The organism is Pseudomonas sp. D1HM, assembly GCF_019266105.1.
Lineage (GTDB): Bacteria > Pseudomonadota > Gammaproteobacteria > Pseudomonadales > Pseudomonadaceae > Aquipseudomonas > Aquipseudomonas taetrolens.
Genome location: NZ_LRMN01000020.1, coordinates 110843 through 125739, shown reverse-complemented (window position 1 = coordinate 125739; position 14897 = coordinate 110843). Strand labels below are relative to the sequence as shown.

Below are 14897 nucleotides of genomic sequence, written 5' to 3'. Positions count from 1 at the left end.
GCTACCGTGCCCGCGCCAGCTCACGTAAGAACTGCAAGGCCTGTGAGGCCAGCGGTTGATACTGATTGAGAATGTCAGCCAGGCCGATCCACAGGATCACCATGCCCAGCACCAGCGTCAGCGGAAAGCCGATCGCGAAGATATTCAGTTGCGGCGCCGCCCGGGTCATGACGCCGAAGGCGATGTTGACCACCAGCAACGCGGTGATGGCCGGCAATACCAGCAACAGCGCAGCCCCGAGCACCCAGCCCATTTTGTTGGCGATTTCCCAGTAGTGATTCGACAGCAACCCGCCGCCGACCGGTAACGTGGTGAAGCTTTCGGTAATCACCTCGAACACCACCAGGTGGCCATTCATCGACAAAAACAGCAAGGTCACCAGCATGGTGAAGAACTGCCCGATCACCGCCACGTTGACCCCGTTGGCCGGGTCGACCATGGACGCGAAGCCCATGCCCATCTGGATCGCGACAATTTGCCCGGCCACCACGAAAGCCTGGAAGAACAGCTGCAACGAAAAGCCCAGCAGCGCACCGATGATGATTTGCTCGGCAATCAGCAGCAGCCCGCTCAAATCCAGAGCGTTGACGGTGGGCATCGGCGGCAGGCTCGGCATGATCGCCAGGGTGATGGCCAGGGACAAAAACAACTTGATGCGCTTGGGCACCAGCGTCGTACCAATAATCGGCATGGTGGTCAGCAACGCGCCCACCCGGAACAGCGGCAGCATAAAGCTGGCGACCCAGGTGCTGATCTGTGCGTCAGTCAGGGCGAGCAGAGACATTTAACCGATCAACTGCGGAATACTGCCGTACAACTGCAGGATGTACTCCATGAAGGTTTGCACCAGCCAGGGCCCGGCCACAATCAGGGTTACCAGCATCACCAGCAAACGCGGCAAAAAGCTCAGGGTCTGTTCGTTGATCTGGGTAGCGGCCTGAAACATCGCCACCAGCAGGCCCACCAGCAAACTGGGCACCACCAGCACGGCCACCATCAGGGTGGTCAGCCACAAGGCACCGCGAAACAGGTCAACGGCCACTTCAGGGGTCATTGCGCATTACTCCCGGTCATGGCGTCACACCCCGCCGAAGCTGCTGGCCAAGGTGCCGATAATCAGCGCCCAGCCATCCACCAGCACAAACAGCATGATCTTGAACGGCAACGAGATAATCAGCGGCGACAACATCATCATGCCCATCGCCATCAGCACACTGGCAACCACCAGGTCGATGATCAGGAACGGAATGAAGATCATGAAGCCGATCTGGAAGGCGGTTTTCAGCTCCGACGTCACGAACGCCGGCACCAGAATGGTCAAGGGCGCGGCGTCCGGAGTGGCGATGTCGGTGCGCTTTGACAGCCGCATGAACAGCTCCAGGTCACTGGTGCGGGTTTGCGCCAGCATGAAATCCTTGATCGGCACTTCGGCCTTGAGGATCGCTTCCTGAGCCGAGAGTTTTTCCGCGAGATACGGCTGCAAGGCGTTTTCGTTCACCTTGTCGAACACCGGGGCCATGATGAACATCGTCAGAAACAGCGCCATGCCGGTCAGGATCTGGTTCGACGGCGTTTGTTGCAAACCCAGGGCCTGACGCAAGATCGAGAACACGATGATGATGCGGGTAAAGCTGGTCATCAGCATCACGAACGCCGGAATAAAACTCAGCGCCGTCATGATCAGCAAAATCTGCAGGCTGACCGAATACTCCTGCTGGCCGTTGGCGCCGGTGCCCAGGGTGATCGCCGGAATCGACAGCGGATCCGCCCCTAGCGCCATGGGCGCAACCAACGCCAATAACAGCGCAACCACTAAACGCATTACGGCTTGTCCTTTTGCTGACCCAACACGTCCATCAAACGCTTGGCAAACTCCGAGGTGGCCGCAGGTGCGCCCTGTGGTACCGGCACCGGTTCCTTGAGCACGTGCAACGGGGTGATCCGTCCCGGGGTGAGCCCCAGCAGAATTTGCTCGTTGCCCACCTGGACCAGCACCAGCCGATCACGGGCACCCAACGCCCGCGAACTGATCAGCTCGATCACTTGGCCGCCCTGGCGCGCGCCCGTCTGCTGCACCCGACGCAACAGCCAGGCCAGGGCGAAAATCAGCCCCAGCACCAGCAACAGCCCCAGCACCAATTGCGTCAGCTGTGCGCCCACGCCCGTACCGGCCACGACGACCGGGGCAGCCGCGGCTGCGCCGGTGGTCAGCGGCTCGGCCGCCAGCACACTGAAGGGTAACGCCAGTAAACCGCCAAGAATCCGCTTCACTTAGCGCAGCTTCTTGATGCGTTCGCTTGGACTGATCACGTCAGTCAGGCGGATGCCGAACTTCTCATTGACCACGACCACTTCGCCGTGGGCAATCAGGGTGCCGTTGACCAGCACGTCCAGTGGTTCACCGGCCAGGCGATCGAGCTCGATCACCGAACCCTGGTTGAGTTGCAGCAGGTTGCGAATGTTGATCTCGGTGCTGCCCACTTCCATGGAGATGGACACCGGGATATCCAGAATCACATCCAGGTTGGGGCCTTCCAGCGAGACGGGTTCGTTATTGCGCGGCACGCTGCCGAACTCTTCCATCGGCAAACGGCTGGAGGCCGGTTTTTTCGCCGCGTCGGCTGCCAGCAGTGCGTCGATGTCTGCCTGGTCGACATCACCGGTTTCTTCCAGAGCCGCCGCCCATTCGTCAGCCAGCGCCTGATCTTGCGCAGAAGTTGTTTCGTGTTCGGTAGCCATCGGGTGTCCTCGGCGGGCAGTCAATCATTAGCACAGCAATGTTGTAGAAAGACCGACGCTTAGCGCCGGCCGATGGGCTCAACCACTTGCAACGCGAGGTTGCCTTTGTGCGAGCCCAGTTTGACCTTGAACGAAGGCACGCCATTGGCGCGCATGACCAGTTCGTCCTGCAGCTCGACCGGAATCACATCCCCGGGCTGCATGTGCAAGATGTCACGCAGGCGCAATTGACGCCGGGCCACGGTGGCACTGAGCGGCACACTGACGTCCAGCACGTCTTCGCGCAGCGCTTTGCTCCAGCGCTCGTCCTGATCGTCGAGGTCTGACTGGAAACCGGCATCGAGCATTTCGCGCACCGGCTCGATCATCGAATACGGCATGGTCACGTGCAGGTCGCCGCCCCCGCCATCGAGTTCGATGTGGAACGTAGACACCACGATCGCCTCACTGGGGCCGACGATATTGGCCATGGCCGGGTTCACTTCCGAGTTGATGTACTCGAAATTGACTTCCATGATTGCTTGCCAGGCTTCTTTCAAATCGATGAAAGCCTGCTCCAGCACCATGCGCACCACCCGCAACTCGGTGGGGGTGAATTCACGGCCTTCGATCTTGGCGTGACGACCGTCGCCGCCAAAAAAATTGTCCACCAGCTTGAACACCAGCTTGGCGTCGAGAATAAACAGCGCCGTGCCACGCAACGGCTTGATCTTGACCAGGTTGAGGCTGGTGGGCACATACAGCGAATGCACGTACTCACCGAATTTCATCACCTGTACCCCGCCCACGGCGACGTCTGCAGAGCGTCGCAGCATGTTGAACATGCTGATGCGGGTGTAGCGGGCGAAGCGCTCGTTGATCATTTCCAGGGTCGGCATGCGGCCCCGGACAATACGGTCCTGACTGGTCAGGTCATAACTTTTGACACTGCCGGGTTCGACAGCGGTTTCGGCCTGTACCAGACCGTCGTCGACACCATGCAACAGCGCGTCGATCTCATCCTGGGACAGCAGGTCTTGCACGGCCATGTCGTGATCCTACTGCAATACAAAGTTAGTAAAGAGCACCTGGTCGATAACCACTTTGCCGAGTTCTTTTTGCGCCACGGCCTGCACGCTGGCAGTCGCTTTCTGGCGCAAGATTTCCTGGCCCACCGGCGTTGCCAGATCGTCAAAGGCCTGGCCAGAGAACAGCATCACCAAATTATTGCGAATCACCGGCATATGCACTTTAAGGGCATTGAGGTCCGCGGCATCACGCGCTTGCAAGGTCATGCTCACTTGCATGTAGCGCTGGCGGCCATTGGCGTTGTAATTGACCACAAAGGCCGGAGCCATCGCCTCATAAATGGCGGCGGGCTTGATGCCGGACTCAACCACGGGCGCCGATTCAGTTTTCGGGGTATGCATGACATACCAGGTCGCGCCCACAGAAAGACCGACCGCCAACAGCACGGCTACGGCGATCAGAATAATCAGCTTGAGCTTGCCTTTGCCTGCGGTGTCATTCACTGCGTCATTCGTCGCCATGCCAATAATCCGTCACTATTTGGTTTTCACAGGTGCGGGGCTAGGCAGAGCAAGGGTTGTGCCAGAAGTGGCAGATGACGCTGTAGAGACTCGGTTGCCCGTCAAGCATCGCAGCCTTCGTGCCTCGGCAGCGGCTACGGGCTTTCGTCGCCGTCGTCGATTCAGGCGCTGGACTGCACGGGTTACGCGTAGTAATCCACGGCGCTGGAGCCCAGCACGATGCCTGGCGCTACCGCCTGGGCCGGGGTGGTGTTCAACTCGTCTTCGTGGCTGCTTTCAGACCTGGCGCCACGGCGAGCCTGCTCCTGATGCTCCTGGCCCTGCCACTGGCGCGACTGGTCGGACACGCTGACGTCGACCTGCCCCATACCCTGCTGGGCAAACATTTCCCGCAGACGATGCATCTGGCTGTCCAGCGCCTCACGCACCCCGGCATGACCACTGACGAAGTTGACCTGCGCCGCCTGGTCGGCACTGATATTGACCCGAATATCCAGACGGCCCAGCTCCGCAGGCTCCAATTGGATATCCGCCGACTTGAGGTTGGCACTGGACAGGTACATCACCCGATTGACCACCTCTTCAGACCAGCCACTCTGATGCATGGCTAATGGCTGATTGACCGGCAGCGCATGGGTGGTTTTGGGCACCGCCGCCTGGGTCAGTGCCGCCAGGCGATTGGCAAAGTCATCGACCCGGGTATCGCTGGAGGCATTCGCCAGATCCTTCAGCCCATCGTCAACCAGCCCTTTGAATGCCTTCTCCCCACCTTCACCGCTGGTCGAGGCGTCCGCCTGCGAGTCGATCAACATGGCGATCCCGCTGGTCTGGCCCTGAGCCGCAACCGGTGCATTGTCGGGGGTGCCGGGCTTGACGGACGCCTGACTGCTGGCCGAAACATGCCCGCCCTGCTCCATTGCCAGGCGTACCGCCGGCATGTCGTCGAGGGGATCGGCTTCGGGATCGAAGGTTTCATCCGTCACGGTGGGCGGCGGCACTGCCACGGCCAGCCATTGCGGCGCCTGAAGCTCGGGTTGCGGCGACACGCTGTCGGGCGGTGTATCGGGCACAGGCACCGTCGGCGTGTGCACAATCCCCGGCGCCACAACACCCGCCTCATCCCCGGAGGCCGCGGTGTCGCCATCCTGATCAGCGCCGCTCGCGCCCTTGCCGGCAGGCAAGGGCTTGCCGCTATCGGCAACGTCAGGTGACTTGTCTGCTGGCGTGTCCTTGCTCACCTCGACCTTGTGTGCAACGCCCCCAGACTTGCCCTCTGACGCCTTGGCATACACCCGCGAAAAGTGCTCTGCCCCGGAACGGACGGGCTCGACGGCCGGTGGCGCAGGGTTTGCCGCTGCTGACCGGGAGGCAGCAGAGGCAGATGTCTGAAGCAGTGTTTGGGCAGCAAGGGGCATTGACAGGTCTCCGCTGTACGCTGGCATAGGTACAGGTCAGAGACTTAGAGCAAGGTTCGGGCCAGTTTTGGCGCAATCAGCCGGAGGCGAGGTTGGGCGGCACAAGACGCTGGCGTTCGGCACGGTAAAGGCGCCGTACCATTTGATATTCATCGTCGATTTTGATCACCAGCTCTTCGATGCCCGCCAGTTGTTTCTTCTGCGCTCGCTCTTCAAGCAAGCCGCACAGGTGCGCCAGCCGAATGGCCCCCATGTTGCTGCTGCTGCCTTTGAAGCTATGGGCAACCAGCGTCAGAGCACCGGCCTCATGGGCGTTGTGCAATTGCCCGAGACGTTCTTCCGAGTCGGAAAGAAAGGTGTCCAGCAGGTCGGCAAACCCGCCCTCCATGACATCGCGCAACGCACTGACGACGTTTGAGTCCATATGAATGTCAGACACTTGTTCACTCCTTGATCAAGAATGGGCGAAGTATGCCAGAGCCTCCCATGAAAACTCTATGGTCACACTACGACCATCGCCGGGGGCGCGGCGGCTGGCCCACGCGGGCCGACCAACGGTGTCGTTGCGCCGAAAGGATCAGTCACCGTCCTGGCGTGATGAGCGCTGGGACAACTCGTCCATCAGCTTTTGTTCACGCTTGTCGTCGAGCTGCCGTGCTTCGTCGGCATAGCGCTGAACCAGCTTGCGCAACCCTTCGACCCGGGCATAGGCCTGCTGCCAGGTTTCACGGGCCTTGTTGAGGTTGTTTTCATGCCACACCAGACTCTGGCGCTGCTGGCCGACGGCCGTTTCAAGCTGGTTGAGGAAGTACTGATAGTTGCGCAACCACTGTCCGCTCACGCCCTGGCTGCCGCGCTCGACCCATTGCGACTGGTACTCGCCGCGATACTTTTCAAGGTCGCCGAGCTTGCTGTTCGCCAGATTGACCTGGCCTTGAAAGTGCCCCAGACGCTGGGCGGCCGTGCGCTCTGCTTTCTCGGCCATATCCACCACCGGCGCCAGGCGCGCCGCTCTTCCTCCAGTTGCCATGACGGATTAGCCACCCGCCGCCGGCGCGAAAATCGAGCCCAGATGGCCGCCACTCTCGGCCAGGCTGACGTTGTCGTTCAATCCCTGGCGCAAGTACGCCACCATCGCCGGCTGCAAGGCAATCGCCGTGTCGGTTTCGCGATCACCGCCGGGGACGTAGGCACCGACGCTGATCAAGTCCCGCGCCTGCTGGAAGCGCGACCACAACTGCTTGAACTGCTGCGCCCGCCTCAGGTGCTCCTCGCTGACCACCGACGGCATCACCCGGCTGATGGACGCTTCAATATCGATGGCCGGGTAGTGCCCCTCTTCCGCCAGGCGCCGGGACAGCACGATATGACCGTCGAGCACGCCCCGTGCCGAGTCGGCAATCGGGTCCTGCTGATCGTCGCCTTCGGACAGCACGGTATAAAACGCGGTAATCGAGCCGCCACCGGCTTCGGCGTTACCGGCGCGCTCCACCAGTTTCGGCAGTTTGGCGAACACCGAAGGCGGGTAACCTTTGGTCGCCGGCGGCTCACCGATGGCCAGGGCGATTTCCCGCTGGGCCTGGGCGAATCGGGTGAGGGAATCCATCAGCAGCAGGACATTTTTACCCTTGTCCCGAAAGTATTCGGCAATCCGCGTGCAGTACATGGCGGCACGCAAACGCATCAAGGGCGCGTCATCGGCCGGTGATGCGACCACCACCGAACGCTTGAGCCCTTCTGCACCGAGGCTGTGCTCGATGAACTCCTTCACCTCGCGGCCCCGCTCGCCGATCAGGCCAACCACAATGATGTCGGCCTCGGTAAAGCGGGTCATCATGCCCAGCAACACACTCTTGCCCACGCCAGTACCGGCGAACAGGCCCAGCCGCTGACCGCGGCCGACCGTCAATAAACCGTTGATGCTGCGAATACCCACGTCCAGCGGCACACTGATGGGGTCGCGCTTGAGCGGGTTGATGGTGGGGCCATCCATCGGCACCCAGTCTTCAGCCTTCATCCCGCCCTTGCCGTCCAGCGGCCGCCCGGCACCATCCAGCACCCGGCCGAGCATGCTCATGCCCATCGGTAAACGACCGGTATCGGCCAAAGGCACCACCCGTGCTCCGGGCGCAATCCCGGCGACACTGCCCACCGGCATGAGGAAAATCTTGCTGCCGGAAAAGCCCATCACCTCAGCTTCGACTTCGACCGGGTGAAAGCTGTCATCGTTGATCACCAGGCAGCGGCTGCCCATGGCGGCGCGCAGGCCTTCGGCCTCAAGGGTCAGGCCGACCATGCGCAGCAGGCGGCCTTCGACCACCGGCTGCGCGGGCAACGACACCGCTGGCGCATAGCTGCTCAGGCGCTTGGCAAAGCTGGTGCGTCTAAGGCGCATCCGGCGCGTCCAGATCGATGTCCAGGTCCGCCGCGGCCGGGTGCAGCGACTGCTCATGCAACTGATCGAACAGCTGGCTCATGGCCTGGGTGATGCGGGTTTCGATGCTGGCATCGATCCGGCTGTGTTCGGTTTCAATACGACAGCCACCCGGTTGCAGCGTATCGTCTTCGACGATCCGCCAATGTTCGCCATGGCGTTCACGCAGGGCCTTGATCTGATCGAAGTCCTGGGGATTGATGAACAGCCGGATATTCTCGGCGCCCAACGGCAACAGCTTCAGCCCCTCGCGCAGCACCTGCTCGATTTGCCGGGAGTCGGTTTTCAATTCGCGCTGGATCACCTGCCGGGTGATGTGTTCGACCAGGCCGACCATAGCCTTTTCAAGTTGCTGGTCCTGCTCGGCCAGTGGCGCCAACAGGTTGCCCATCAAACGCTCAAGGCTTGCGACCTTGGCGCTCAAGGCCGTCTCGGCCTCCTGACGCACTTTAAGCTGAGTGCTGTGGAAGCCTTCCTTTTCACCTGTGGCAAAGCCTTCGTTCCAGGCTTCCTGGCGAATGCTCTCGAGTTCTTCGAGGGTCAGTGGCTGGACGTCCTCCAGCGGCACTTCCTCCATTTCCACCGGCGGCGCCTCAACCGGCTCGGGTTCCGGCTGCGGCTCAGGCTCGCAGGGCTCGCGCCACGGATCGAAGCTGGGCAACCCCCATACCTCGAAAGCACCCACATCCTTGGCGCGGATTACATCTGCCGGAGACTCGCCATTGCTCACTTAGATCATCTCTTCGCCGCCCTTCCCGCCGAGAACGATTTCTCCGGCTTCGGCCATACGGCGGGCAATGGTGAGGATTTCTTTCTGCGCCGTTTCGACATCGCTGACGCGTACCGGCCCCTTGGCTTCGAGGTCATCGCGCAACAGTTCGGCCGCACGCTTGGACATGTTCTTGAAGATCTTTTCCTGAACGTTTTCGTCGGAACCCTTGAGGGCCAGCACCAGCACGTCCGAAGACACTTCGCGCAACAACGCCTGAATCCCGCGGTCGTCGACATCGGCCAGGTTGTTGAAGACAAACATGAGGTCTTCGATCTGGCCGGACAGGTCTTCGTCGACATCGCGAATCGAGTCCATCAACTGACCTTCCATCGAGCTGTCGAGGAAGTTCATGATGTCGGCCGCTCGCTTGATCCCGCCCAAAGACGTGCGTGCGGCGTTGGAGTTGCCCGAGAACTGCTTTTCAAGAATCTGGTTCAGCTCTTTCAGCGCCGCCGGTTGCACCGTGTTGAGCGATGAAACCCGCAGGATGATGTCCAGCCGCGCTTTATGGTCAAAATGCCCCAGCACCTCGCCCGCCTGATCCGGGTCGAGGTAGGCCACCACAATGGCCTGGATTTGCGGGTGTTCGAAGCGAATCACATCGGCCACCGCTCGCGGCTCCATCCACTTCAGGCTGTCGAGGCCACTGGTATTGCCGCCCAGCAGAATGCGGTCGATCAGGCCATTGGCTTTGTCTTCGCCCAAGGCCTGAGTCAGCATTTTGCGGATATAACCGTCAGACCCCACGCCGAGGCTGGTCTGATCGCCGACGATTTCGACGAACTCGCTCATCACCTGTTCAACTTGTTCGCGGTGCACGTTACGCATTTGCGCCATCGCCACACCCACCCGCTGGACTTCTTTGGGCCCCATGTGCCGCAGCACCTGGGCCGCATCGGTTTCACCCAGCGACAACAGCAAGATAGCGGCCTTGTCGACCCGGCTCAGCTTGGCGTTAAGGGCAGCTCGGTTGTCACTCATCAGCGTTGATCCACTCTTTCACGACCTGAGCCACACGGCCCGGGTCTTCTGCTACCAGACTTTTGATCGCATTCAATTGAGCGTCATAGCCTTCGCTAGGGCTCGGCAACAGAATGCTTTGCGGGCCGCCGAGGCTGACGCGATCATTGGCCAGCTCGCTGTCGAAGCCGCTCATCGCGCCCAACTCGGCATCGTTGCCAATCCCGGCTGCGTGCTTGTTGCGGCCCTGCCCGCTGATGTTGTTGAGCACCGGGCGCAACACACCGAAGACCAGCACCAGGATGAACAGCACGCCCAGCACCTGCTTGACCACATCCCAGAACCAGGGCTGGGAATAAAACGGGATATCGGCCACTACTTCAGCACGTTCCGGGGAGAACGGGACGTTGATCACGCTCACGCTGTCGCCGCGGCTGGCATCAAAGCCTACGGCGTCTTGTACCAGACGGGTGAAGCGCGCCAATTGATCGGTGCTCCAGGGTGCCCGAGTGACGTCGCCACTGGCCGGATCGACATTGAACTGATCGTCGATCACCACCGCCACCGACAGGCGATTGACGCGGCCCTGCTGCTGCTTGGTGTGGCTGATGGAGCGGTCCAGCTCGAAGTTGCGGGTCGACTGCGAACGTTTGTCCGCCGGGTACGGCGCCAGCATCGGCTGCCCCGTCGCCGGGTCCATGATTTGCTGACCGTTGGCATCGAGCAACGGCTGACCGGGCTGGATCATGCCGGCCGCGGCAGCGCCCTGACCGGCTTGCTGGGGTGCCGTGGTCGGGCCGGGCGGCTGATTGCTCAACGCCCCGGGCACACCTTGCGGACCATTGCTGGCCGTACGCTGCTCGGAGGTCGATTGCTCGCTGCGCAGGGCCGGTTGATCCGGGTTGAACTGTTCGGAGGTGGACTCCACCGCACTGAAGTCGACGTCGGCCGAGACTTCAGCCTTGTAGCGGTCATTGCCCAGCACCGGCTGCAAAATGTTGTGCACGCGCTGGGTCAGCATGCTTTCCATGCGGCGACTGTAGTCGAACTGCTTGCCGGCCATGGTCAGCCCGGAATTTTCCGCCTGATCCGAGAGCAGGTTGCCTTTTTGGTCGACCACGGTGATCTGTGACTTGTTCAGCTCGGGCACGCTGGTCGCCACCAGATTGACGATGGCCAGCACCTGTCCCGGCTCCAGGGATCGACCGGCGTACAACTCAACCAGCACCGAAGCGCTTGGCCGACGTTCATCGCGCACGAACACCGAGCTTTTAGGGATCGCCAGGTGAACCCGCGCACCCTTGACGTTATTCAGGCTGGAAATGGTCCGCGCCAGCTCGCCTTCCAGACCACGGCGATAGCGCGTGGCTTCCATGAACTGGCTGGTGCCCAGGCCCTGTTCTTTATCGAGGATTTCAAAGCCGATGTTGCTGTCGGTAGGCGTCACCCCCGCTGCCGCCAGCTTGAGACGGGCACGCGCCACGTCATCGGCCTTGACCAGCAAGGCGCCGGAGTTTGGCTCAACGGTATAGGCGATATCGGACGCTGCCAGGGTCTCCATGACCTGTTTGGCATCCAGTCCGGCCAGGCTGCCGTACAGCGGCCGGTAATCGGGCTGTTGCGACCACAGCACCACGGCAAAGCCAATCGCCACGCTCGCGGCCAGGCCGACCATCAGACCGACCTGACGCAGCATGGTCATGTCGGCCAGATTATCGAGGAAGGTCAGGCCGAACAGCGGTTTGCCGCCGGGGCCCGGAGTGGCCGGAACGTTATCCGGAAGTGCATCTGCCATGACTTGATATCGTCCTTAAACCGGCATCTGCATGATGTCCTGATACGCCTGAACCAGTTTGTTACGCACTTGGGTCAATGCCTGGAAGGACACGCTGGCTTTTTGCGACGCAATCATCACATCCGTCAGATCAACGCCGGTTTTGCCGACCTCAAAGGCCGTCGACAGCTGGGACGATGCCTGCTGCGTTTCGCTGACCTTGTTGATCGCGTTGCCGAGCATGTCGGAGAAACTGCCGGCCCCCGTTTGCGGGACTTGCACAGCCGACTTCGGCTGGGCCATCGCGTCCATTTGCATGGCCCGCATGTCCAACATCAATCGATTAAATTCAATACCTTGGCTCATGGACAACCGCCTCCGACAACACGCATTTTTTTGACACTTTCACGACATTGGAAGTGGTGTAGCAACAAGGGTGCCAGCTCTTTGTCACAGTATCCGAATAAACGTTACCAATCGTCGCAGGCTGTAAAATCAAAAGCCTCCCTGTAGCCGCTGCCGAGGCACGAAGGCTGCGACCGGCGCGGCAAGACATCCTGACGAAGCCCTCACACATTCAGGCCTTTCGGTATGTCAGCGATGGCACGCGCACTCAGGTCGCCGCAAACAAATACGCCTCGACATCCATCCCCGCATCGCGCATTTGCGCCAGCTTGTAACGCAAGGTGCGCGGGCTGATGCCCAGGCGTTCGGAGGCTTCCTTGCGCCGCCCGCGTTCGGCACGCAAGGTGTCGATAATCATCTGGAATTCCCGGCGGCGCAGGTCATCGCCCAAGCCCCCCGTCGGTTCTTCCACGGGCGCCATTGCCATCTCCGGCAAAGGCGCGCAGGTCACCGGCCCGGCGAGGCAAAAGTCTGCCGCTTCGATCAACCCGCCCTGTTGCAGGATCAGCGCCCGCTGGATCGCGTTATCCAGTTCACGCACGTTGCCCGGCCACGGATACCCCATCAGGCACGCCTTGGCCCGGGGTGAAAAACGCACCGCGGTGTGCTTCATTTTGCTGATGTACTTGGCCAGCAAACGCTCGGCCAGCGGCACGATGTCGGCGGTACGCTCGCGCAAAGGACGCCAGGCCAGCGGAAACACCGAAAGCCGGTAGTAGAGGTCTTCCCGGAAGCGCCCCGCCGCCACCTCGCCCGCCAGATCGCGGTTGGTGGTGGCAACCACGCGGATATCCAGCACGATCGGTTTACGCCCGCCCACACGCTCGACTTCACGCTCTTGCAACACCCGCAACAGCTTGGCCTGCAACCCCAGGGGCATCTCGGAAATTTCGTCGAGCAACAGGGTGCCGCCATCCGCCTGCTCAAACTTGCCGGCCTGGGCTGCAATGGCCCCGGTAAACGAGCCTTTTTCATGGCCGAACAAAGTGGCTTCCAGCATGTTGTCCGGGATCGCCGCACAGTTGATCGCTACAAATGGCCGATCAACCCGATGGGAATGCTGATGAATGTAACGTGCCAGCACCTCCTTGCCGGTCCCGGACTCACCGGAAATCAGCACCGTCGAGTCGCTGCGGGCCACCCGCGCTGCCAGCTCCAGCAGTTGCGTACTGGCCGGCTCAACGGCCACCGGACCTTCGCTGTCGGCAACGCCGAGGCTGCCCAGCGCATGGCGGGCCACCAGGTCCAGCAAGGCCTTGGGCTCAAACGGCTTGACCAGATAGTCCACCGCGCCCTGGCGCATGGCGTCCACGGCACGCTCGACAGCGCCGTGGGCGGTCATCAGCAACACCGGTAATTGCGGCTGGCTTGCGCGTAACCGGGCAAGCAATTGATGGCCGTCCATGCCCGGCATATTGACGTCGCTGACCACCAGGCTGAACGACTCGGTCGCAACCGCCGCCAGCGCCTCTTCAGCCGACGCCACAGCACGAAAACCATGCCCCGCCAATAACAGGGTGTCAGCCAGGGCTTCGCGCAAGGCGCGATCGTCCTCCACCAGCAACACGTTGATGTTCATCACCATCAGTTTGTCTCCAGCGTGTGCGGTATCAGCGGCAAGCTGAGCAAGGCACACGTACCGCGCCCCAGGCGCGACTGCAGTTTCAGCTCGCCCTGGTGCGCCCGCACCACCGCGTTGACCACCGCCAGGCCCAGGCCGGTGCCCGTGGCCTTGGTGGTGAAGAAAGGCTCGCCCACGCGCGCCAGTACCTTGGGCTCAATCCCGCCGGCACTGTCGCTCACACACAACCGCAGGCTGTGATCGCGGGCATACAGATGCACCTTGAGCCGCACGTTCGCCGTGCCTGCCTGCAGCGCGTTTTCAATCAGGTTGAGCAGCGCCCCCACCAGCGTGTCCCGATTGCACAGCACCTGCCCGCCGTGTACATCGCACTGCCAGCGCAGCGAGACGCCCTCAACATGGGGCTGGGCAGCGGCCTGCAGGGCCTGCATCAATGCCTTGGGGCTGACTCGATCCGTCAGCGGCAACTCGCCGCGGGCGAACACCAGCATGTCGCGCACCTGATGTTCCAGTTCGTGCAGGCGCTCCTTGAGGCGCCCGGCAAATCGCTGCTGGGTTTCCACCGGCAGCGCTTGCTCGGTCAAATGGCTGGCATAAATCAAGGCCGCCGACAGCGGCGTGCGAATCTGATGCGCCAGCGAGGCGACCATGCGCCCCAAAGAAGACAGCCGCTCATGCCGGGCCAACTGGTCTTGCAAGCGCCGGGTTTCTGTCAGGTCATTAAGCACCACCAATTGCCCGGGCTCAGCGTCCAGCGAGCGGGTGGTGATCGACAACCGCCGACCATCCTTGAGGGACACTTCGTGGCCATCGTCTTCGCGGGGTGCAAAACAGCGGGCAATCACATGCCGCCACAGCTCACCTTCCAGGGGCAGCCCCAGCAACTCACCGGCCGCCGGATTGGCTTCACGGACACGGCCACGGTCATCGATCACCACCACGCCGCCCGGCAACAGATCCAGCAGATGCTGCAGCCGATTGGCGAGTCGCTCCTTCTCGGCCAGCTCGGCCATGCGCTGGGCACTGACCAGCGCCAGCTCGCCTTTGAGCTCAGTGACCCGGGCTTCAAGCAGGCTGTAGGAGTCACTCAATTGAGTGGACATTTGATTGAACAGCGAGAACGCCTGCTCAAGCCCTTCGCGGCTGGTCGGCTGCGCTGCGAGTGCAGTGGCTTGCCCTGCTAGATCAGGAATCGAGGACCGGTGGGCGGCATGAGGCATGAGGTGTTCTCGCGTGGCTGACCGTCATAAAACGGTTCGTTAGCCCTGACGAAGCAATACCCGTGCC

Annotated in this window: 17 protein-coding genes; all 17 read right to left on the bottom strand. The window is 61.5% G+C overall.

The window, feature by feature from the left end; genetic code table 11:
* Position 1 precedes the first annotated feature (1 nt).
* On the bottom strand, positions 2-784 hold the full coding sequence (gene fliR, locus AWM69_RS19410; protein WP_048383032.1) for a flagellar biosynthetic protein FliR: 783 nt from the start codon (positions 782-784) through the stop codon (positions 2-4).
* Positions 785-1054 carry a flagellar biosynthesis protein FliQ gene (gene fliQ / locus AWM69_RS19405; protein WP_048383031.1) on the bottom strand — a complete coding sequence of 90 codons (270 nt, stop codon included), beginning with the start codon at positions 1052-1054 and terminating at the stop codon, positions 785-787.
* A 24-nt stretch (positions 1055-1078) separates the two neighbouring features.
* Positions 1079-1822, bottom strand: a complete 744-nt coding sequence (fliP, locus tag AWM69_RS19400) for a flagellar type III secretion system pore protein FliP (protein WP_048383030.1) — start codon at positions 1820-1822, stop codon at positions 1079-1081.
* Positions 1822-2271, bottom strand: coding sequence for a flagellar biosynthetic protein FliO (fliO, locus tag AWM69_RS19395; RefSeq protein ID WP_131654491.1), 450 nt, complete (start codon positions 2269-2271; stop codon positions 1822-1824). Before fliO ends, fliP begins: the two co-directional genes overlap by 1 nt.
* Positions 2272-2739, bottom strand: a complete 468-nt coding sequence (gene fliN, locus AWM69_RS19390) for a flagellar motor switch protein FliN (protein WP_218728028.1) — start codon at positions 2737-2739, stop codon at positions 2272-2274.
* A gap of 59 nt (positions 2740-2798) precedes the next feature.
* A complete protein-coding gene (gene fliM / locus AWM69_RS19385) occupies positions 2799-3767 on the bottom strand; it encodes a flagellar motor switch protein FliM (RefSeq protein WP_048383027.1) in 969 nt (322 codons plus the stop codon).
* Positions 3768-3776: 9 nt separating this feature from the next.
* Positions 3777-4268, bottom strand: coding sequence for a flagellar basal body-associated protein FliL (fliL, locus tag AWM69_RS19380; protein ID WP_131654493.1), 492 nt, complete (start codon positions 4266-4268; stop codon positions 3777-3779).
* Positions 4269-4450: 182 nt separating this feature from the next.
* A complete protein-coding gene (locus AWM69_RS19375; RefSeq protein WP_218728027.1) occupies positions 4451-5683 on the bottom strand; it encodes a flagellar hook-length control protein FliK in 1233 nt (410 codons plus the stop codon).
* A gap of 76 nt (positions 5684-5759) precedes the next feature.
* A complete protein-coding gene (locus tag AWM69_RS19370) occupies positions 5760-6122 on the bottom strand; it encodes an Hpt domain-containing protein (protein WP_218728026.1) in 363 nt (120 codons plus the stop codon).
* 138 nt (positions 6123-6260) lie between these two features.
* Positions 6261-6713 carry a flagellar export protein FliJ gene (fliJ, locus tag AWM69_RS19365; RefSeq protein WP_131654496.1) on the bottom strand — a complete coding sequence of 151 codons (453 nt, stop codon included), beginning with the start codon at positions 6711-6713 and terminating at the stop codon, positions 6261-6263.
* Between the two features lie 6 nt (positions 6714-6719).
* On the bottom strand, positions 6720-8078 hold the full coding sequence (gene fliI, locus AWM69_RS19360) for a flagellar protein export ATPase FliI (RefSeq protein WP_048383022.1): 1359 nt from the start codon (positions 8076-8078) through the stop codon (positions 6720-6722).
* The gene (gene fliH / locus AWM69_RS19355; RefSeq protein ID WP_218728025.1) at positions 8068-8847 is read right to left on the bottom strand and encodes a flagellar assembly protein FliH; all 780 of its coding nucleotides are present in this window, start codon (positions 8845-8847) and stop codon (positions 8068-8070) included. The genes fliI and fliH overlap by 11 nt, the downstream gene beginning before the upstream one ends.
* Complete coding sequence (gene fliG / locus AWM69_RS19350; RefSeq protein ID WP_048383020.1) at positions 8848-9870, bottom strand: flagellar motor switch protein FliG; 1023 nt, start codon at positions 9868-9870, stop codon at positions 8848-8850. It abuts the gene before it with no gap.
* Positions 9863-11644, bottom strand: a complete 1782-nt coding sequence (gene fliF, locus AWM69_RS19345) for a flagellar basal-body MS-ring/collar protein FliF (RefSeq protein ID WP_131654499.1) — start codon at positions 11642-11644, stop codon at positions 9863-9865. Before fliF ends, fliG begins: the two co-directional genes overlap by 8 nt.
* Positions 11645-11659: 15 nt before the next feature.
* Entirely contained in the window at positions 11660-11989 is a 330-nt protein-coding gene (fliE, locus tag AWM69_RS19340) for a flagellar hook-basal body complex protein FliE (RefSeq protein ID WP_048383018.1), read from the bottom strand.
* A gap of 247 nt (positions 11990-12236) precedes the next feature.
* Positions 12237-13607: a sigma-54 dependent transcriptional regulator gene (locus tag AWM69_RS19335; RefSeq protein WP_218728163.1), complete on the bottom strand. Its 1371-nt coding sequence runs from the start codon at positions 13605-13607 to the stop codon at positions 12237-12239.
* 5 nt (positions 13608-13612) lie between these two features.
* The gene (locus AWM69_RS19330; protein ID WP_256930436.1) at positions 13613-14830 is read right to left on the bottom strand and encodes a PAS domain-containing sensor histidine kinase; all 1218 of its coding nucleotides are present in this window, start codon (positions 14828-14830) and stop codon (positions 13613-13615) included.
* Positions 14831-14897: the final 67 nt, after the last annotated feature.

Bases quoted from the DNA above. Each gene is read 5' to 3' on its own strand.
- fliM (WP_048383027.1), bottom strand. From the start codon at position 3,767: ATGGCCGTGCAAGACCTGCTGTCCCAGGATGAGATCGACGCGCTGTTG.
- fliR (WP_048383032.1), bottom strand. From the start codon at position 784: ATGTCTCTGCTCGCCCTGACTGACGCACAGATCAGCACCTGGGTCGCC.
- AWM69_RS19375 (WP_218728027.1), bottom strand. From the start codon at position 5,683: ATGCCCCTTGCTGCCCAAACACTGCTTCAGACATCTGCCTCTGCTGCC.
- fliL (WP_131654493.1), bottom strand. From the start codon at position 4,268: ATGGCGACGAATGACGCAGTGAATGACACCGCAGGCAAAGGCAAGCTC.
- AWM69_RS19335 (WP_218728163.1), bottom strand. From the start codon at position 13,607: ATGAACATCAACGTGTTGCTGGTGGAGGACGATCGCGCCTTGCGCGAA.
- fliF (WP_131654499.1), bottom strand. From the start codon at position 11,644: ATGGCAGATGCACTTCCGGATAACGTTCCGGCCACTCCGGGCCCCGGC.
- fliP (WP_048383030.1), bottom strand. From the start codon at position 1,822: ATGCGTTTAGTGGTTGCGCTGTTATTGGCGTTGGTTGCGCCCATGGCG.
- fliJ (WP_131654496.1), bottom strand. From the start codon at position 6,713: ATGGCAACTGGAGGAAGAGCGGCGCGCCTGGCGCCGGTGGTGGATATG.
- fliE (WP_048383018.1), bottom strand. From the start codon at position 11,989: ATGAGCCAAGGTATTGAATTTAATCGATTGATGTTGGACATGCGGGCC.
- fliI (WP_048383022.1), bottom strand. From the start codon at position 8,078: ATGCGCCTTAGACGCACCAGCTTTGCCAAGCGCCTGAGCAGCTATGCG.
- AWM69_RS19330 (WP_256930436.1), bottom strand. From the start codon at position 14,830: ATGCCTCATGCCGCCCACCGGTCCTCGATTCCTGATCTAGCAGGGCAA.
- fliN (WP_218728028.1), bottom strand. From the start codon at position 2,739: ATGGCTACCGAACACGAAACAACTTCTGCGCAAGATCAGGCGCTGGCT.
- fliQ (WP_048383031.1), bottom strand. From the start codon at position 1,054: ATGACCCCTGAAGTGGCCGTTGACCTGTTTCGCGGTGCCTTGTGGCTG.
- fliG (WP_048383020.1), bottom strand. From the start codon at position 9,870: ATGAGTGACAACCGAGCTGCCCTTAACGCCAAGCTGAGCCGGGTCGAC.